Source organism: Novosphingobium sp. NFX11 (genome assembly GCF_057376415.1).
In genome coordinates, this window is sequence record NZ_CP080384.1 from 1534074 (window position 1) to 1551229 (window position 17156).

The 17156-nt window shown below is 65.4% G+C and carries 18 protein-coding genes and 3 tRNA genes; 13 read left to right on the top strand and 8 right to left on the bottom strand.

Annotated elements, in window-relative coordinates; translation table 11 throughout:
• The first annotated feature begins 72 nt into the window (after positions 1 to 72).
• The 8 genes from KZO24_RS07835 to KZO24_RS07870 all read left to right on the top strand — a co-directional run bounded on the left by KZO24_RS07835 (position 73) and on the right by KZO24_RS07870 (position 8451).
• Entirely contained in the window at positions 73 to 948 is an 876-nt protein-coding gene (locus KZO24_RS07835) for a F0F1 ATP synthase subunit gamma (protein WP_271184220.1), read from the top strand.
• A gap of 24 nt (positions 949 to 972) precedes the next feature.
• A complete protein-coding gene (atpD, locus tag KZO24_RS07840) occupies positions 973 to 2430 on the top strand; it encodes a F0F1 ATP synthase subunit beta (protein ID WP_211150043.1) in 1458 nt (485 codons plus the stop codon).
• Position 2431: 1 nt separating this feature from the next.
• On the top strand, positions 2432 to 2689 hold the full coding sequence (locus KZO24_RS07845) for an ATP synthase F1 subunit epsilon (protein WP_007682679.1): 258 nt from the start codon (positions 2432 to 2434) through the stop codon (positions 2687 to 2689).
• Positions 2690 to 2934: 245 nt separating this feature from the next.
• Positions 2935 to 3321, top strand: coding sequence for a hypothetical protein (locus tag KZO24_RS07850; RefSeq protein ID WP_486487077.1), 387 nt, complete (start codon positions 2935 to 2937; stop codon positions 3319 to 3321).
• Positions 3318 to 4469, top strand: coding sequence for a hypothetical protein (locus KZO24_RS07855; RefSeq protein WP_486487078.1), 1152 nt, complete (start codon positions 3318 to 3320; stop codon positions 4467 to 4469). The genes KZO24_RS07850 and KZO24_RS07855 overlap by 4 nt, the downstream gene beginning before the upstream one ends.
• Before the next feature lie 57 nt (positions 4470 to 4526).
• Entirely contained in the window at positions 4527 to 4838 is a 312-nt protein-coding gene (locus KZO24_RS07860; protein WP_008830027.1) for an I78 family peptidase inhibitor, read from the top strand.
• 248 nt (positions 4839 to 5086) lie between these two features.
• Positions 5087 to 6754, top strand: a complete 1668-nt coding sequence (gene leuA, locus KZO24_RS07865; RefSeq protein ID WP_271184222.1) for a 2-isopropylmalate synthase — start codon at positions 5087 to 5089, stop codon at positions 6752 to 6754.
• 368 nt (positions 6755 to 7122) lie between these two features.
• Positions 7123 to 8451 (top strand): hypothetical protein, encoded by a 1329-nt coding sequence (locus KZO24_RS07870; RefSeq protein ID WP_486487079.1) that lies wholly within the window; start codon positions 7123 to 7125, stop codon positions 8449 to 8451.
• A gap of 172 nt (positions 8452 to 8623) precedes the next feature.
• Here KZO24_RS07870 and KZO24_RS07875 read toward each other — a convergent pair whose 3' ends face one another.
• Positions 8624 to 9796, bottom strand: a complete 1173-nt coding sequence (locus KZO24_RS07875) for an FAS1-like dehydratase domain-containing protein (protein WP_271184224.1) — start codon at positions 9794 to 9796, stop codon at positions 8624 to 8626.
• A 175-nt stretch (positions 9797 to 9971) separates the two neighbouring features.
• Here KZO24_RS07875 and KZO24_RS07880 point away from each other — a divergent pair, with 175 nt between their 5' ends.
• A complete protein-coding gene (locus KZO24_RS07880) occupies positions 9972 to 10922 on the top strand; it encodes an NAD(P)H-dependent flavin oxidoreductase (RefSeq protein WP_486487080.1) in 951 nt (316 codons plus the stop codon).
• Here KZO24_RS07880 and KZO24_RS07885 read toward each other — a convergent pair.
• From KZO24_RS07885 to KZO24_RS07910, 6 genes are read right to left on the bottom strand one after another with little or no spacing between them, the layout of a single operon-like run.
• On the bottom strand, positions 10877 to 11095 hold the full coding sequence (locus KZO24_RS07885; protein ID WP_486487081.1) for a hypothetical protein: 219 nt from the start codon (positions 11093 to 11095) through the stop codon (positions 10877 to 10879). The two genes, KZO24_RS07880 and KZO24_RS07885, sit on opposite strands and share 46 nt — an antisense overlap.
• 6 nt (positions 11096 to 11101) lie before the next feature.
• Positions 11102 to 11449 carry an AHH domain-containing protein gene (locus KZO24_RS07890; protein WP_486487154.1) on the bottom strand — a complete coding sequence of 116 codons (348 nt, stop codon included), beginning with the start codon at positions 11447 to 11449 and terminating at the stop codon, positions 11102 to 11104.
• Positions 11446 to 11874, bottom strand: a complete 429-nt coding sequence (locus KZO24_RS07895; RefSeq protein ID WP_486487082.1) for a hypothetical protein — start codon at positions 11872 to 11874, stop codon at positions 11446 to 11448. The genes KZO24_RS07890 and KZO24_RS07895 overlap by 4 nt, the downstream gene beginning before the upstream one ends.
• Positions 11850 to 12248 (bottom strand): hypothetical protein, encoded by a 399-nt coding sequence (locus tag KZO24_RS07900; protein ID WP_486487083.1) that lies wholly within the window; start codon positions 12246 to 12248, stop codon positions 11850 to 11852. Before KZO24_RS07900 ends, KZO24_RS07895 begins: the two co-directional genes overlap by 25 nt.
• A gap of 14 nt (positions 12249 to 12262) precedes the next feature.
• Positions 12263 to 12691, bottom strand: a complete 429-nt coding sequence (locus KZO24_RS07905) for a flavodoxin family protein (RefSeq protein ID WP_271184292.1) — start codon at positions 12689 to 12691, stop codon at positions 12263 to 12265.
• Between the two features lie 49 nt (positions 12692 to 12740).
• Positions 12741 to 14096, bottom strand: coding sequence for a hypothetical protein (locus KZO24_RS07910; protein ID WP_271184227.1), 1356 nt, complete (start codon positions 14094 to 14096; stop codon positions 12741 to 12743).
• A 36-nt stretch (positions 14097 to 14132) separates the two neighbouring features.
• Here KZO24_RS07910 and recJ point away from each other — a divergent pair, with 36 nt between their 5' ends.
• The 4 genes from recJ (at position 14133) to KZO24_RS07930 (ending at position 16324) form a co-directional block, all read left to right on the top strand.
• Positions 14133 to 15932, top strand: a complete 1800-nt coding sequence (gene recJ / locus KZO24_RS07915; RefSeq protein WP_271184228.1) for a single-stranded-DNA-specific exonuclease RecJ — start codon at positions 14133 to 14135, stop codon at positions 15930 to 15932.
• A gap of 92 nt (positions 15933 to 16024) precedes the next feature.
• Positions 16025 to 16100, top strand: a tRNA-Glu gene (locus tag KZO24_RS07920).
• Between the two features lie 34 nt (positions 16101 to 16134).
• A tRNA-Glu gene (locus tag KZO24_RS07925) sits at positions 16135 to 16209 on the top strand.
• Between the two features lie 39 nt (positions 16210 to 16248).
• Positions 16249 to 16324 (top strand) — tRNA-Glu (locus tag KZO24_RS07930).
• Positions 16325 to 16354: 30 nt separating this feature from the next.
• Here KZO24_RS07930 and KZO24_RS07935 read toward each other — a convergent pair.
• The gene (locus KZO24_RS07935) at positions 16355 to 17080 is read right to left on the bottom strand and encodes an extensin-like domain-containing protein (protein WP_271184229.1); all 726 of its coding nucleotides are present in this window, start codon (positions 17078 to 17080) and stop codon (positions 16355 to 16357) included.
• Positions 17081 to 17156: the final 76 nt, after the last annotated feature.

Sequence of the window (17156 nt, forward strand, 5' to 3'; positions counted from 1 at the left end):
CCTGAAAGGCCCCGCCTAAAGACCGCCACCGGTCCCGGATCAAGTCCGGGACGACGCAACGAGGAACAACGAGTGGCTTCGCTCAAGGAACTCAAAGGCCGCATCAACTCGGTCAAGTCGACCCAGAAGATCACCAAGGCCAAGCAGATGGTCGCCGCGGCCAAGCTGCGCAAGGCGCAGGCCGCCGCCGAAGACGCTCGCCCTTACGCGGCGCGTCTCGCCGAAGTGATGGGATCGCTGGCGTCGAAGATCACCGTCTCCGATAACAGCCCCAAGCTGCTCGCCGGAACCGGGAGCGACAAGGTGCACCTGCTCGTCGTCGCGAACTCGGACAAGGGCCTGTGCGGCGCGTTCAACTCGAACATCGTCAAGGCGGCCCTCGCCAAGGCGCGTGATCTGCAGGCGCAGGGCAAGACCGTGCTGTTCTACCTCGTGGGCCGCAAGGGCCGCGCGGTGATCCGCCGCGAACACCCGAACCAGATCGCCCACATGTTCGACACCTCGGACGTGCGTAACCCCGGTTACGACGAAGCCGAGCGCGTCGCCGACGAACTCGTCGCGATGTACGAGGCGGGCAAGTTCGACGTGGCGCACCTGTTCTACTCGAAGTTCCGTTCGGCGCTGCTGCAGGAACCGACCGACCAGCAGATCATCCCGGTCCCGGCCCCCAAGGCGGTTGCCCAGACTGCCGACGCCGTCACCGAATACGAGCCCGATGAGGAGGAAATCCTCGCCGCCCTGCTCCCGCGCTACCTGAAGACCCAGCTCTTCGGCGCGCTGCTGGAGAACGCCGCGTCCGAACAGGGTGCGTCGATGACGGCGATGGATAACGCCACGCGCAATGCGGGCGACCTCATCAAGAAGCTGACGATCGTCTACAACCGCACCCGTCAGGCTGCGATCACCACCGAACTCGTCGAAATCATCGCGGGCGCGGAAGCGCTCTAAGAACCGCAGGCTAAGGAAACCGAAATGGCCACTGCACCCGTGCTCAACCTCACCACTACCGGCAAGATCAGCCAGGTCATCGGCGCTGTCGTCGACGTGACCTTCGAAGGCGAGCTGCCCGCCATCCTCTCCGCGCTGGAGACCGAGAACAACGGCCAGAAGCTGGTTCTCGAAGTCGCCCAGCACCTCGGCGAGAACACCGTGCGCACCATCGCGATGGACGGCACCGACGGCCTGACCCGCGGTCAGGCAGTCGCCAACACCGGCAAGCAGATCTCGGTGCCGGTCGGCCCCAAGACCCTCGGCCGCATCATGAACGTCGTCGGCGACCCGATCGACGAGCGCGGCCCGATCGGCTCGGACATGTTCTCGCCGATCCACGCCGAGGCTCCCGCCTTCATCGACCAGTCGACCGAAGCCTCGATCCTGGTCACCGGCATCAAGGTCATCGACCTTCTCGCCCCTTACGCCAAGGGCGGCAAGATCGGCCTGTTCGGCGGCGCGGGCGTGGGCAAGACGGTTCTCATTCAGGAACTGATCAACAACATCGCCAAGGGCCACGGCGGCGTCTCGGTCTTCGCGGGCGTCGGTGAGCGTACCCGTGAGGGCAACGACCTCTACCACGAGTTCCTCGACGCCGGCGTCATCGCCAAGGACGCCGAAGGCAACGCCACCTCGGAAGGTTCCAAGGTCGCCCTCGTTTTCGGCCAGATGAACGAGCCCCCGGGCGCCCGCGCCCGCGTCGCCCTGTCGGGTCTGACCATGGCCGAATACTTCCGCGACCAGGAAGGCCAGGACGTCCTGTTCTTCGTCGACAACATCTTCCGCTTCACGCAGGCGGGCGCAGAAGTGTCGGCTCTCCTTGGCCGTATTCCTTCGGCCGTGGGCTACCAGCCGACCCTGTCGACCGACATGGGCGCGCTGCAGGAGCGCATCACCTCGACCACCAAGGGCTCGATCACCTCGGTTCAGGCGATCTACGTTCCCGCGGACGACCTTACCGACCCGGCGCCTGCTGCCTCGTTCGCGCACCTTGACGCGACGACCACGCTGAACCGCGCCATCTCGGAGCTGGGCATCTACCCGGCCGTCGACCCGCTCGACTCGACCTCGCGCGTTCTCGAACCGCGCATTGTCGGTGCCGAGCACTACCAGACCGCCCGCCGCGTTCAGGAAACCCTGCAGAAGTACAAGTCGCTGCAGGACATCATCGCCATTCTAGGCATGGACGAGCTGTCGGAAGAGGACAAGGTCACGGTCGCCCGCGCCCGCAAGATCCAGAAGTTCCTCTCGCAGCCGTTCCACGTTGCGGAAGTCTTCACCGGCATCTCGGGCAAGTTCGTCCAGCTGGAAGACACCGTGAAGTCGTTCAAGGCCGTCGTCGACGGTGAGTACGACCACCTGCCGGAAGCCGCGTTCTACATGGTCGGCGGCATCGACGAAGCGGTCGAGAAGGCCAAGAAGCTGGCGGCGGACGCCTGATATGCCCCTGCACTTCGAACTCGTCACGCCTGCGAAGCTGGTCCGTTCCGAGGACGTCCACATGGTGGTCGTCCCCGGCACCGAAGGCGAGTTCGGCGTGCTGGCGGGCCACGCGCCCTTCATGTCGACGATCGCCGATGGCGCCCTGAAGGTCTACAAGACCGAGAACGGTGCGCCCGAGGAAATCCGCATCACCGGCGGCTTCGCCGAAGTGGGTGACGCGGGCCTGACCGTGCTGGCCGAGCACGTCGAAGGCTGATCCTCGCGGACAGGCTTATCGAAAGGGCGTGGCCGGGAAACTGGCGGCGCCCTTTGCTTTTGCTCCACGCACCCCGCTCATCCTAAGCTTGTCGAAGGATGGGAGGCACAGCGCCACGCCTCAGGAGGCTTCGACAAGCTCAGCCTGAGCGGGGTTGGAAGCTGGGTTTTATAGCCCCACCTTGCGAAACCTCCACCGCACCGGCTCGGTGTCGGCATTCGCCAAATGGTAAGACTTTCTTGACTATGAAGCCCCGTGAATTTGCGGGGATTTCGATGGCGGGCATGACGATGGAGACACCGGATGCCGGACGCGCGGGACGCCTTGCGCGCATCGTCGCCGACAGTCGCCTTGCCCAGTTCGCCTGCCTGCTAGCCTTTGCCACCCTCATCCGCTGCCCGGCATGGGGCGAGTGGAATTTCGGCATCGACGACCAGTTCTACGCCCTCGTCGGGGAACGGCTGGCCAAGGGCGACTTGCTTTACGTAGATATCTGGGATCGCAAGGGGCCGCTGCTCTACCTCATCTTCACGGCGATCGCTCTCGTCTCGCCAACGATGCTGGCCTACCAACTGGTGGCCACGCTCTCGGCGGCGCTGGGGCCTACGGCGTCAACCGCATCGCCCGGATGATCGCAACGCCGGGCAGCGCGATGCTCGCGGCCCTCTCCTATCTCGCGCTGCTCAGCCGCTTCGAGGGCGACAATCTGGAAGCGGGAGTCTTCTTCAACACGCTGATCATCGCTGCGGCATGGCTGCTTCTCTCGCGCTTCGATCGCTTGCGCGAAGGGCGCATCGACGCAGGGTTGCTAACAGGATTCTTCTGCGCCGGGATGGGAATCGCGATCAAGCAGACGGTGGCGCTGGAAGGCGCGCTGTTCGGACTGACGGCGATCCTGTTGCTCGCCCGGAGCGGCCGATCCGTCATCGGCGTCGCCTGGAGGGCCGGGCTTCTGGCGCTCGCAGGTAGCCTGCCGATGCTGGCGACCGGGCTGTTCTACTGGATGGACGGGCACTTCGCCGACTTGTGGAACGCGATGGCCACCTCGAACTTCGCGCGCGGCTATGCCGACCCGGCGATCCGGGTGCAGCGGATCTTCACGATGGCGGGGATGCTGGGCATCCCGATGGTCTTCGCCGGGATCGGGCTTCACGCGCTACACCGGCGACAAGAGAGCCGCCCCGTCGCGCGACTGATTGCGCTCTGGGCATTCGTCGCGCTGGCGCTGATATTCTCGTTCCCCAACATCTACGTGCATTACGCACAGTCCGCGCTGGCCCCGCTGGCGATCCTGTGCGCCGGGTACTTCGCCCATCGCCGCCCGGTCTGGCCGGGCCTTGTCGCGGTGATCGGTCTGAGCCTTGCCCTGTCCGGCACGTTCCACCTGCACGACCGCTGGCGTGCCCGGCCCGCTGCCGCAGCGCTGGTCGGCTACGTCGATAAGGAGACGCCGCAGAAGCGCCTCCTCGTATGGGGCGCCCCGAACTACCTCTATGCGAAGATCGGCGCCGATCCGGTGAGCCCGCTCGCCTTCTCGCCGCATCTCTACGAGGGGCGCGAGTGGACCGGCCTCGACGAACGGCGCGAAGTGCGCCGTATCCTCGCCGTCCGTCCGGAGACCGTGGTTGCGCAGACGCCCCTGCCCTCCTCGCCGCTCAACGAGGCAACGGTGGCGATGGTCGATGCCTATACCCGCACCTGCCGCAAGCAGCGCCGTTTCACGATCTACGATCATAACGGCGAGCAGGTGCATACGGTGTTCTCTGCCTGCGCCGGATAGCGCGTTGCGTCCTCGTTCAGCTTCGCTAGGCTAGCGGGCCGGGAAAGGAGAGCACCCATGTCCCCCAAAGCCTTCATCGCCCCTGTAGCCATGGCCATGACGCTGGCCGCCTGCGCCACGCAGACCCCGCCTGAAGCCGCCCCGCCCCCTGCTGCGGAAGTCGAACCGACCTGCGGCGCCGATCAGTTCGCCAGCTATGTCGGCCAGCCCGCCACCGATGCCACGATCGCTGCCATCCAGTCGAAGCGCGGCGACAAGCCGATCCGCGTGATCAAACCCGGCATGGCGGTAACGATGGATTACCGCGCCGAACGTCTCAACGTCGATGTCGACGAGAGCGGCGCGATCAAACGCTTCTACTGCTCCTGATCCCGGCGCAACATTCGGCAAGCCCACCTCGGCGACGGAAAGCGAAATTGCGCCGCCGTCGCCGCATTGCCTCTTTACACGGCGCGCGCGCGTGCCCATAGGCGAGGGCATGACCCTTCTGCTCGGCCTTACCCTGCGACTTATCCGCCCTTGGGCGTGAAGTAGTGCGTCGGCCTGCGGCGCGCTCGGCGCTCAAGGGGACCTGAACCGACATTGCCTGCAGACGAATTACCGAGCGAGAATACCCCATGACCATGCTGAAAGACCCTTCGGTCAAGTATCGCCCCTTCCCGCAGATCGACCTGCCGAACCGCCAGTGGCCCTCGCAGGTCATCACCAAGGCGCCCCGCTGGCTCTCCACCGACCTGCGTGACGGCAACCAGGCGCTGATCGACCCGATGGGCGCGGAGAAGAAGAACCGCTTCTTCGACCTGCTGGTGAAAGTCGGCCTCAAGGAAATCGAGGTCGGCTTCCCGAGCGCGGGCGCGACCGAGTTCGACTTCATCCGCGGCCTCGTCGACCAGAATCGCATCCCCGAGGACGTGCTGGTGCAAGTGCTGACCCAGTCGCGACAGGACCTGATCGAGCGTACGTTCGAGAGCCTGGCTGGCGTGCACGCGGGCATCGTCCACCTCTACAACGCCGTCTCGCCGCTGTGGCGCAATGTCGTGTTCGGCATGGAACGGCATGAAATCCGCGGCATTGCGGAAACCGGCGCGAAGATCATGCGCGATCAGGCGGCGAAGTACCCGCAGACCAAGTGGCACTTCGAATACTCGCCGGAGACGTTCTCGACCGCCGAACTCGATTTCTCGATCGAGTGCTGCGAAGCGGTGATGGAAATCCTGAAGCCTACGCCGGAGAACCCCATCATCCTCAACCTGCCCGCGACGGTCGAGGCGGCGACGCCGAACATCTACGCTGACCAGATCGAGTACTTCTGCCGCAACCTGCCGAACCGCGACGCGGCGGTGATCTCGCTGCACACCCACAACGATCGCGGCACCGGCGTCGCGGCGGCGGAGCTGGGCCTGATGGCGGGCGCCGACCGCGTCGAGGGCTGCCTGTTCGGCAACGGCGAGCGCACCGGCAACTGCTGCCTCGTGACCGTGGCGATGAACATGTACACGCAGGGCGTGAACCCGGAACTGGACTTCTCGGACATCGACGAAGTGATCCAGACGGTCGAATACTGCAACCAGCTCAAGGTCGCCGAGCGTCATCCCTACGGCGGCGAACTGGTCTTCACCGCGTTCTCGGGCTCGCACCAGGACGCGATCAAGAAGGGTTTCGCCGCGCAGGAGAAGCGTAACGACCAGATCTGGTCGGTGCCCTACCTGCCGATCGACCCGGCCGATCTGGGCCGCAGCTACGAGGCGGTGATCCGCGTCAACTCGCAGTCCGGCAAGGGCGGCTTCGCCTGGGTGATCGAGCAGGACCAGGGCCTCAGGCTGCCCAAGCGGATGCAGGCGCACTTCTCCAAGCACGTGCAGGAACTGGCCGACGAACTCGGCCGCGAACTGCAGGCGGGCGACATCTGGGACGTGTTCCAGAAGGCCTACCGCCTGAGCGGCGAGCAGCGCTTCCAGCTGATCGACTGGGATGAGGCCAAGGGCCCGGACAACACCCGCGTCTTCGCCGGCAAGATCGGCGTCGAGGGCAAGGAGCAGTCGGTGTCCGGCAAGGGCAACGGCCTGATCTCGTCCGTCACCGCGACGCTGGCCGAGAGCTTCGGCGTGCAGCTGGACGTCAAGGACTATGCCGAGCACTCGATGGGCAAGAGCACGGACGCCCGCGCCGCGGCCTACGTCGAATGCGCCCTGCCCGACGGTCGCACCGTATGGGGCGTGGGCATCGACGAGGACGTCGCCACCGCCAGCGTGCGCGCCGTTCTGAGCGCCGCCAACGCGGCCTGATCCCTTTTCGGCATCGCATTCGAAAAAGGCCCGGCCGGCAACGGCCGGGCCTTTTCATGAATCCGAAAAAGCATCTCCATCGACCGGGAGGAAGTTGCAGCCGCTATGGCGGCAAACCGCGTTGCCCCCTTTTGCGTGCCCTTCACGCAGCATTGCGTGTTCGAAAAACCGCAGGAAACCGGTCTTGCGTAAGCATATGCGGTCCGCATCCCGGATTTGCCGAAGCCGCAGCCCGGATTTCATAACGGGGGCATCGGGCCGTTTCACAAGCATCGGCACAAACGATCGACACGGCTCCGTCTGTCCGCGGCGTCTGTCCCCAACAGGCCTAACGCCCTGCTTACGGAGCATTTTACGGAGGCAACACCATGTCGATCAATTCATCGCGATCCTTCCGGCAAACCCTCATGGGCGCGGCGGCGATCCCCCTTCTGCTGCTGGGCGCCTGTGCCGATGGAAACGGCTTCAATCCCGGCTCCGGTGTGACGCCCACCCCCAGCCCCTCACCTACACCGGGACCGACGCCTACACCGAGCCCCACGCCGACACCCACCCCGGGACCAACCCCGACGCCTTCCCCGACGCCGACCCCCACGACCACCAGCTACACCGGTTCGGCCGTCGGAGTAGCCATTGGCGGCACTTCGATCCTCGGGCCGAGCGGCTCGGGCACACTGGTCGACGTCAACGTGGCGCCGCCCGCCGCAGGGCAGTCCACCAGCGGCCTCGCCGTCGATGTTCTCAGCGGCGACGGCAAGGCCATAGCAGTTACGCTGCCCACCACACCGCAGGCGACCCAGGCAGCGCTGGCTCCGGTGGGCGCCATTGCCGGAGCGCTGCTGGGGCCTCAGGTCGGCTCCATCGTCAACAGCGTCACGGATGGACTTTCCCCGACCGTGGCGGTGGTTACCTCGACGGTCAGCCAGGTGACCAATCCATTGCTGGGCACGGTCGATGGAGTGCTGGCGCCGGTATTGGGCCAAGGGGGACTGCTTGCCCCGGTTTCCGGACAGCTTGGCGGTCTGGTCGATGGCCTGACCGGCGCGTTGCCAGGCGGCGGCTCCGGCCCGGCGCCGACGTACACCGGGCCGCTCGTAGGTCTGGATCTGGGCAACAATGCGCTGACAGGTCCGAGCACGAGCGGCACGCTCATCGGTGCTAACGTACTGTCCGAAGATCCCGGACTCGTCTCCGGAACCCTGCTGACGGCCGATGTGCTGTCGGCCGACAAGGTTGTCGATGTCACCTTGCCGACCACGGCCGACGGCGTGGCGCAGGGGCTTGCGCCGGTGGGCAACCTCGCCGGTGCGCTGCTGGGCGAGCAGGTCGTCAGCGGGGTCACGCAACTGACCAACGGACTTTCACCGGTCGTGGCCCCTGTGACGGGCGTGGTGAACTCCGTCGCCTCGCCAGTGCTCGATGCCATGAACGGAGCTGTCGGCCCCGTGGTGGGGAGTATCGGGGGCGGCGTCGGCAGCGGCGGCGCAGGTTCAGCCCTCGCGCCAGTCACCGGGCTCGTCAATGGACTGCTCGGCGGAGTTACCGGCGGGGCCCAATCGGGCGATGTCCTGGCGCCCGTTACGGGGCTTGTGAACGGTGTCGTCGGCACGCTGAACGTCAGCTTGAGCGGCACCCTGACCGGAACCGTCAGCGGAGGATTGTTGGGCGGAACGACAGGTTCGGGGGCGACGCACTAGCCCCCGTCACCGGACTGCTTGGCGGATTACTGGGAGGAAGCACCGGCAATTGAGATGAAGGTCCGCGTGTCCTTCCGCTCTGTTGCCCTCCCCAGGGAGGACACGCTGCGACCCTGCTGCGGTGACGCGACGGGGGAGGAGGCGGCCCATGCCGGGGCCGCCTCCTTTCGCGTCACTTCTTCTTGGGCAGTTCGATCTCGGCCACGCCCATGCACATCTTGACGCCCTTCTGGTTCTGCATGAGGTGTTTGACCTGAACCAGATGGCGCCCGTCCTCATCGACCATCTTGTCGACCACTTCGGCGGTCTGGATGGTGACGTCGCCGCTAAGGGCAGGACCGCGATAATTGGCGGTCGAGTGCACCACCATGCCCCATTCGCCTGCCCAGCCGGCGAGATAGTCGGTCACCCACGCCCCCATCGAGGCGCCGTAGCCATAGGCGCGTGGCATGCCGATCTTGCGCGCATACCTGGGGAACAGGTGCCCGCGTGACGGGCCGTAGTACGCGCCGTCAGTGAGTTCCGGATTGATCCGCTCCATCACCGGATCGTTCTCGTGACCCGCCATTTCCTTGGTGAAGCCAAGAGCCTCCAGGTCGATCGTGCGGCGATCTAGGGTGCCCCATACCGTGAACAGGTACGAGCGCCATTCCGTCGTGAAGCTGGCCACGGTGTGGGGTCCGAACACGCGCTCGGGCAGCTGGTCGCCGATGTTAACGTCATCCCACCAGCGTTCGCCGTGGCCCAGATCGTGCAGCATTTTGATCCAGCCGAACTTGCGCTCCTCGAGCTTCTCGATCTCGGCGTCCGTCCACTCCGGTTCCTCGAACTCGGAGGTATCGACGCGCGCACCGCCTGCCGCCGCGCGGTAGCGGATGGCAGTCGAACGCTGCTTGGCGATCAGTTCGCCGTGCTGGTTGCGGTAATAGTTGTCACCGCGCTGGAAGCAGGTCGGGCCGAACCCGGTATCCTTGACGCTGTAGTCGTAAGGAATGCGCTCGTTGGTGATGGTATCGCCGCCGAACACGCGCGGGCCGTAGTGCCAGAACTCGTCGCCGCCGAACAGCAGGTGCGATTCGGCGATGCCGCCCATGCAGGAGGACGACGTGCCGTGGCTGTCGTCCATCACGATCGGAAAACTCTGCGGCGCCACCAGCTTGCCCCAGCGGCTCGCGGCCGCGAAGGCCGGGTCGTAATGGGCGAGATTGGGGTAGTGCATGGCCTGCACCCAGCGCCGAATATCGTTGTTCCCCAGCGGCTCGCGGATCGGCGAACTGTCGATGACGGTGCCAAGATACTGGTCGATGTCCGAACAATCGAACGTGGCTTCCCCGATATCCGACATGGTGTGCTCCTTCTCCGCTTCTGCCTGTTAATCGACAGTGGTGTCTATTTCAGTCGTCAACGAACGTCACGCCTGCGCCCGCCAGAAACGCGGGGGCGGTACGGCGGTCTGCACTCGACACCATGGATGGACCGGATTATGCGATGATTTAATCGAACGATTAAATGGAGACGAGATGCCCCTTTCCGCGCTGTCCAAATCTCTGCGCCTGCCCGTGATCGCGGCGCCGATGTTCATCGTCTCCAATCCGGAGCTGGTCATCGCACAAGTGCGCAGCGGGATCGTCGGCAGCTTCCCGGCGCTCAATGCCCGGCCCGCCAGCCAGCTCGACGAATGGCTTCACCGCATCACCGAGGAAACCCGGGGATGCGCCGCGCCTTTCGCGGTCAATCTCATCGTCCACCGCACTAACACGCGGCTGGAGGAAGACCTTGCGATGCTTGAGAAGTGGAAGGTGCCGCTGGTGATCACCTCGCTCGGCGCCAATGTGCAAGTCAACGCGGCGGTGCATGGCTGGGGCGGCATGGTCCTGCATGACGTGATCGACGACATGTTCGCCCGCAAGGCCGTGGAAAAGGGCGCTGACGGGCTGATCGCGGTCGCGGCCGGAGCGGGCGGCCATGCCGGGCCGCAGTCGCCGTTCGCGCTGATGCAGGAGATACGCAGCTGGTTCGACGGTCCGGTGGCGCTTTCCGGTGCGATCGCTAACGGACGCTCGATCCTTGCCGCGCAGGCGATGGGCGCGGACTTCGCCTATATCGGCACACCGTGGATCGCCACGACAGAAGCCAATGCGGATCAGGGCTACAAGCAGGCGATCGTCGATGGCCATGCCGCTGACATCGTGAATTCCAGTCTCTTCACCGGGATTCACGGCAATTACCTGCGCCCCTCGATCGTCGCGGCGGGCATGGACCCGGACAATCTTCCGCATGGCGACAAGAGCCAGATGGACTTCGGTTCCGGCGGCAATACTGCGGCGAAAGCCTGGAAGGACATCTGGGGTTCCGGACAAGGCATCGGAGCCATTCGCGCCGTCGAAACCGTGGCCGAGCGGGTGGAGCGCCTCGCGGCCCAGTATCAGTCTGCGAAGGACGAGTTGCGGATTCGCGCCGGCATTGCCTGAACCAGCGGCGCCGTGGCGACGCGCGTGGAGCCCCACAGCGCATCGACCATGGCGTCGAGTTCGGTGAAATCCACACCCACACCCAGCGGATCGCGGCGGTTCAATTTCAACCGCCGCCGTTGCCCGTCCAGCAGATAGCGTCGCAAGGCGCGCTGCAGCAGGTCAAGCCGCATATGCGCCTATATGGCGGCGCCTTGTGGATCCTTGTCGCACATTGCCGCCCAGCCGCTCTCGATCTGCCCCACCCGCTCGACGACAAGCTGGCTGTAGAGCCGATGCGGCCCGCGATGTAGCGGCAACCCCATGCGCAGCGCCGCCGGCTCATCACAGGGTAGGAGCAGGCCGTTCTCGCGAAAATCTTCGAAGCGGTGCCGATGACCACCGATACTCTCCAGCATCCGCATGAAGGCCGACTGCCCAAGCAACTGGCGCGGCAGCAGATGATGGCGTTGCAGGCCGGGATCGTAGCCGGGCGCGTCGCTGCGATTGACGGCGCGGAAGGAGAGGTATCCCCTGAGTGCGCTCAGCCCTCGTCCTCACGCCACACCAGCAGGAGCTTACCCACCTGCGACGGCTCCAGCAGCAGCGCCTGCCCACCGGCGTCGATCCGCAGGGGTTCCACGATGCGCCCCCGGCGCACGAGTTGGTCGATCACCCGAACCGCGAGCTTCACGGTATCTGCCGCGGCCTCACCCCGTCGCCCTTCGAGTTGCACTTCCTGCCCCGTGAAATGGGCGAGCCCCCGACTGGCAAGGCTGCCGTCTTCCGCCTGCAGCAGCGCCGTCAGGCCAAGCGCCGGGAAAGCACCGCCGCCCAGCCAGTTGAGCACGCTGCGGCAAAAGTAGCGCGGCTCCATCCAGGTCTGCGCAGGCGCCCAGCCGACCGCACGCACCGGCAGTTCGAGCGCTAGGTTTGCCGCCAGGCCCATCATCGTGCGCAGGACCGGCTGCAATCCAGCCCCGGAAACGATGTGTCCTGAAGGCACAAGCTCGACCGCTTCGCCTTCCCCGGAACATCGTCCTCGCCGAAGCCGAAATGCTGCTGTACCTGCGTCATCCGGCCAGGAGCTCCTGGGTCGAGCCCGATCAGATCGAACGTCAGTCCGCTCGCCAGCAACTCAAGCCATCCGGCCTCCGGAGCAGGACGATGGCTGACGCTGGCTGGCAATCCCGCATCCGCCGAAGCCGCGACAAGTCGTGCCACGATATCGGCATCCGGCCGCGTGCCGTGATCGAAAAACAGGCACAGCCCTGTGGTCCTGTCGGCTCCCTGCGGCATCGGACAAATAGGCATCATTTCCAGCGTAGCGTCGAGTCCATTCGGCACTGTGAAAGCCCTCCTCAGAAAATCCCCAGATGCAGCCCTTCGGCCATCGCGGCGCCGAGATCGCTGCAGGCATCCAGCCGGTCCTGCGGCACATGCTTCTCGGCAAGTATCGCCTCGGGCGTCTGGGCGCCGAGGTTGACTATCATCGGGTCCGCCACGCGCCTGAGACGCCATCCTGTGACGATACGATCGATCTGCGCCTGCGCACCGCGCCCGTCGGAACCGGCCGCGATCGCGGTCGCATAGGCCCTGCCTTCCACGCGCCCCAGCAGCGGATAGTAGCAACGGTCGAACATCTCTTTCATCATGCCCGTCATCGCACCCAGGTTCTCCGGGCAGACGAAAACGTAGCCTGAAGCGGCCAGCAGGTCTTCGGGAGATACATCCGAAGCAGCGATCAAGCACGCATCTGCGCCCGCGCCTTCATGCAGCGCCTCGGCTATGGCGCGCGCTGCGCCGGTACGACTGTGCCAGATAATCGCGAGCAGAGAATCAACACCCCTTGTTGCCTGCGCCCATCATACCTCCAAGCCCACCGAGCATGCCACCCAACCCCTTCTTTTTCGGCTTGCATTCAGGCTGCTGTACGCCGTCCTGACCTTCTTCCCGAGCGCTCGCGCCCACGCCCCCCATTTCCATGCCTTGGGCCTGCATCCAGTTCGTCGTCGATCGGTGACGAATTCGGGCGGTCCATTCCGGCTTCCACACGACCTTCGTATCCGCCGGGCGCGGTGGGTAGGCGAAGCTCTCCTGCGGACCGAACGCCGTCAGCGTGCCCAAGCGGAAGTCCGGGAATGCCGCGACGACCTCGGCCGGGATGACGCAGCTCGTGCTCGTGGGAGCCATCAACGTTCCGCTCGTCACCAGCGATGCTGCCTGTTCGGGCGTGATCCAATCCATCAGGCCCCCACCGAACTGCTTGTCGGCACTGCTTGTCCACATCACCACGTCGCCGCTGGCGTCCCCGTTCGGTCCCTGCTTGCCACCGGTCAGGAAGGCCAGCCAGGCCGTCGCACCGGGGATACCCGTCCAGCTCAGGCGCGAAGCCTCGCTCGGCAGCGTCGCCGTGCGCGACGTGATCGGCGCCATGAAATCCTTCGCAAGCGTGAAGCTGATCTCCGGCGCATAAGTGCTCACCACCTTGTGCGCACCGATCAGCGAACTGTCCACCTTGACGAACTTGTGATCGTCCGCCGGCCAGCGGGCGAAGCTGCGCGAATTGTCCGGGGTGGGCCCCCAGTCACGCACCACTGCCGAACCGGGCATGCCGGGAGGCATCTGTCCGGCCGCGATCTTCGCGAAGTCCAGCACGACCGGCTGCCCCTTGGGCGCATGTTCGCCGCAGCCCCAGAAGATCAGCAGGCGCCCCTTGGGCTTCTCGGGCAGGAGGTCCGGCGCTGCCTGCTCACGCGGCGGAGCGACCAGCGCCACCGACTTGCCCAGCCTGGCCGCCGGCGGCACGAAATGGTCGGCCTTGGCCTTCCCGCCGACCGGCGCCTGCTGGGAACCCAGACGCAGGTAGAGTTCATGCTGCACGCTCCCGCCGCCACCTCCCATCATCATGCTCATCGCAGGCCCCATACCGCCTCCGGAGCCACGTCCCATGCCGCCGAATCCGGATACCGTCCCGGCCCGCATGTCGTAGCGCGCAATTGGCGCGGGATCGCTTGCCGCCACCACGACAACCGGGACTGCCGCCAAAGGCAATGAAATCAAAGAAAACCTGAAGCCGTTACTCCACGGCATCATCCGCTCTCCTACCCGTTGGTTACGTTTTACTTGGGAGAGGAACGGCGGGCTAACGACAAATGCCGTCACGAAATGCGGGGATCGACGAAACCCTTCCACTTCCCGTCGAAGGACGGCTGGGGTAACGCCAGCCTCATGGAATCACGATCCGCCTGTGTCTTCGGGATCGACCGCTCGCTGACCGGCAAAGCCTGGCGTTGGCGCGGCGGTAACATGGACCTCTCCGACAGCTTCGGCAGAGGTCCGGCCGGTCTCGAAGACGATATCGTCACCCAGCTCCTGCTCTCGCGCGGCGTCGCCCGCGAGGATCTCGAGCGCCATCGCAATCCCAGCCTGCGCGCGTTCCTGCCCGACCCTTCGGCTTTCCGCGACATGGACGCCGCGGCGGAGCGGCTGGCGCAGGCGGTCATGACGAACGAGACCACAACCGTCTACGGCGACTATGACGTCGATGGAGCGACCAGCGCGGCGCTGCTGATCCTGCTGCTGCGCGCGCTTGGCCACCAGGCCCGCTATTACATCCCTGACCGGCTGCTCGAAGGCTATGGCCCCTCGGGTGAGGCGCTGGTGAAGATCGCCGGCGAAGGCTCCAGCCTGATCGTCACCGTTGATTGCGGGGCGATGGCGCACGAAGCGCTCGACATGGCCCACGAGGCAGGGGTCGACGTGATAGTCGTCGATCATCACAAGTGCTCGCCGGTGCTGCCCCGCGCCACCGCGCTGGTGAACCCCAACCGGCTCGACGAAGACGACCTGGCGGCATCCCACGGCCATCTCGCCGCCGTTGGCGTCGCCTTTCTGCTGGCCGTCGCGACGGTCCGTACGCTGCGCAAGCGCGGCTACTTCGAAAGCCGCCGCGAGCCCGACCTGTTCGCCCTGCTGGACCTCGTCGCGCTTGGCACCGTTGCCGACGTCGCCGCACTGCATGGCCTCAATCGCGCCCTCGTAGCGCAGGGCCTGAAGGTCATGGCCAAGCGCGACAACATCGGGATGTCGGCGCTGATAGATGCCAGCCGTCTCGGCCGGGCACCCACCTGCAGCGACCTTGGTTTCGCACTGGGCCCGCGCATCAACGCCGGAGGGCGCGTTGGCGAATCAACCCTCGGGGTACGCCTGCTCACCAGCACCGATGTCGACGAAGCACGCGACATCGCCGCACAACTCTCCCGCCTCAACGACGAGCGCCGCTCCATCGAGCAGGCAGTCCAGGAAATGGCCGAAGCCCAGATCGAACGGCAGCATAACCGTGCCGTCATCATCTGCGCGGGCGAAGGCTGGCACCCCGGCGTGATCGGCATCGTCGCCGGTCGCATCAAGGAAAAGACCGGCAAGCCTGCCCTCGTCATCGCGCTCGGCGCGGACGATGCGGGCAACGGCAAGGGATCGGGCCGCTCGATCTCCGGCGTGGACCTTGGCGCTGCAATCATCGCCGCGCGCGAGGCAGGGCTGCTGCAGGCCGGTGGTGGACATGCCATGGCCTGCGGTCTCACCATCGCGCCCGACAAGCTGGATGCGCTGTCGGACTGGCTGGATGACCGTCTCGCCGCCGACGTATCCCTGGCCAGCGCCAACCGCCACATGCTGCTCGATCTGGCGCTGGCACCGGGCGGTCTCGTTCCCTCGCTTATAGAGACACTCGAAAGCGCCGGTCCTTACGGCATGGGCTGGCCGGGCCCACGCGTAGCGGTCGGCCCGGTGCGCATCGTCAAGGCGGACGTCGTGGGCGCCGACCACCTGCGGCTGATCGTCTCCGGTCCCGACGGCGGCCGGTTCAAGGCGATGGCCTTCCGCAGTGCCGAAACCGACATGGGCCAGGCCCTTCTCCACGCCACCCACGGCCGCAAGCTCTGGCTCGCGGGCCGGGCGAAAATCGACGACTGGGGCAGCCGTCCGGCGGCGGAATTGCACCTCGACGACGCAGCATTCTGCGATTGAAACGAAAGGTTCAAAAAAGTTTCCAGATAAGGGTTGACCACCCTTGGGCCCGCGTTTAGAGGGCCGGTCCTGCCTCCGGCGCAACCCGGTTTGGCCCCTTCGTCTAGCGGTCTAGGACGCGGCCCTTTCACGGCTGAAACACGGGTTCGATTCCCGTAGGGGTCACCATCGGTCACGGTGGGAGGTAACAAAACGGCTTTATGGCCCCTTCGTCTAGCGGTTAGGACGCGGCCCTCTCACGGCTGAAACACGAGTTCGATTCTCGTAGGGGTCACCATCCGGAATTTTCCGGAAAAGTCGTTTGAAATGGCCAAATGGCCCCTTCGTCTAGCGGTCTAGGACGCGGCCCTTTCACGGCTGAAACACGGGTTCGATTCCCGTAGGGGTCACCATTTATCACGGTGTATCAAGCGCCTCGCCCATCACCGGCAAGCTCCCCAACCTCCTGTTCGCTGCGCCTGATCGAGGTGCAGGTGATCGGCATGCGCGGCATTGTAGTCGGGTGACAGCACCGTGGAGAAGGTGCCGCAGGCATTGTCGCGGACTTCGTGCAGAAAGCGCGATGCTGCGGAATCTCTTCCTGCCCAATCACGTAAAACGCTGATTCGACGCCCATTTTTCAGCACGAAGGCGGCGACATCGATTGCGTTGCCGGTCGCATGTTCGCTCCAGCGACCTTCCTTGCCGCCGCCGATCCTGCGGCAGTTTGCGGTGCCGAGATGCTCGATGCGCGCCACCTTCGTACCCAATGCGGATTGAGCAGCGGGCTGCACTCCATGGCGCAGCCACCATGCCAGACCGGCATCGACGGCGCAGGTCGCCTGCGCTCCGGCCGGGCGCAGCTCTACGCCCAGTGCCTCCGGCGCGGAAAGCCGTTTGCGGTCGTCACGGCGGCACTCAGCGGCACTCAACGGTGCCAGAGCCGTACCATCGATGCCCGAACGCTCCAGAAACGTGCGGCAAAGCTGCCTGTCCGCGCGCAAGGCAGCGAGTTTGCGCCCCGTCGCCCAGCCATCGGCATCGTCGAGCGAAAGAGGCGCCCACGGATCATGCTGCGGATGGTCGTGAAGCCATGCCCGTCCCGCCAGCAGGACACCGCCCAGCAGCAGGAGTGTCAGGGCGATGCGGTCGAGCAGAGCCAGCGTCATACCCCTGGATAAGTCTCGCGCCGGTCTATCGTTGCCTCCCATGGGCAAGTCCGCGGAGGCTGTTCGCAAGCCTGTG

Excerpts from the sequence above, each read along its gene's own strand:
- KZO24_RS07885 (WP_486487081.1), bottom strand. The coding sequence starts at position 11,095 with ATGCGGCTTGACCTGCTGCAGCGCGCCTTGCGACGCTATCTGCTGGAC.
- KZO24_RS07850 (WP_486487077.1), top strand. The coding sequence starts at position 2,935 with ATGAAGCCCCGTGAATTTGCGGGGATTTCGATGGCGGGCATGACGATG.
- KZO24_RS07870 (WP_486487079.1), top strand. The coding sequence starts at position 7,123 with ATGTCGATCAATTCATCGCGATCCTTCCGGCAAACCCTCATGGGCGCG.
- atpD (WP_211150043.1), top strand. The coding sequence starts at position 973 with ATGGCCACTGCACCCGTGCTCAACCTCACCACTACCGGCAAGATCAGC.
- recJ (WP_271184228.1), top strand. The coding sequence starts at position 14,133 with ATGGAATCACGATCCGCCTGTGTCTTCGGGATCGACCGCTCGCTGACC.
- KZO24_RS07845 (WP_007682679.1), top strand. The coding sequence starts at position 2,432 with ATGCCCCTGCACTTCGAACTCGTCACGCCTGCGAAGCTGGTCCGTTCC.
- KZO24_RS07855 (WP_486487078.1), top strand. The coding sequence starts at position 3,318 with ATGATCGCAACGCCGGGCAGCGCGATGCTCGCGGCCCTCTCCTATCTC.
- KZO24_RS07880 (WP_486487080.1), top strand. The coding sequence starts at position 9,972 with ATGCCCCTTTCCGCGCTGTCCAAATCTCTGCGCCTGCCCGTGATCGCG.
- KZO24_RS07860 (WP_008830027.1), top strand. The coding sequence starts at position 4,527 with ATGTCCCCCAAAGCCTTCATCGCCCCTGTAGCCATGGCCATGACGCTG.
- KZO24_RS07935 (WP_271184229.1), bottom strand. The coding sequence starts at position 17,080 with ATGACGCTGGCTCTGCTCGACCGCATCGCCCTGACACTCCTGCTGCTG.
- leuA (WP_271184222.1), top strand. The coding sequence starts at position 5,087 with ATGACCATGCTGAAAGACCCTTCGGTCAAGTATCGCCCCTTCCCGCAG.
- KZO24_RS07875 (WP_271184224.1), bottom strand. The coding sequence starts at position 9,796 with ATGTCGGATATCGGGGAAGCCACGTTCGATTGTTCGGACATCGACCAG.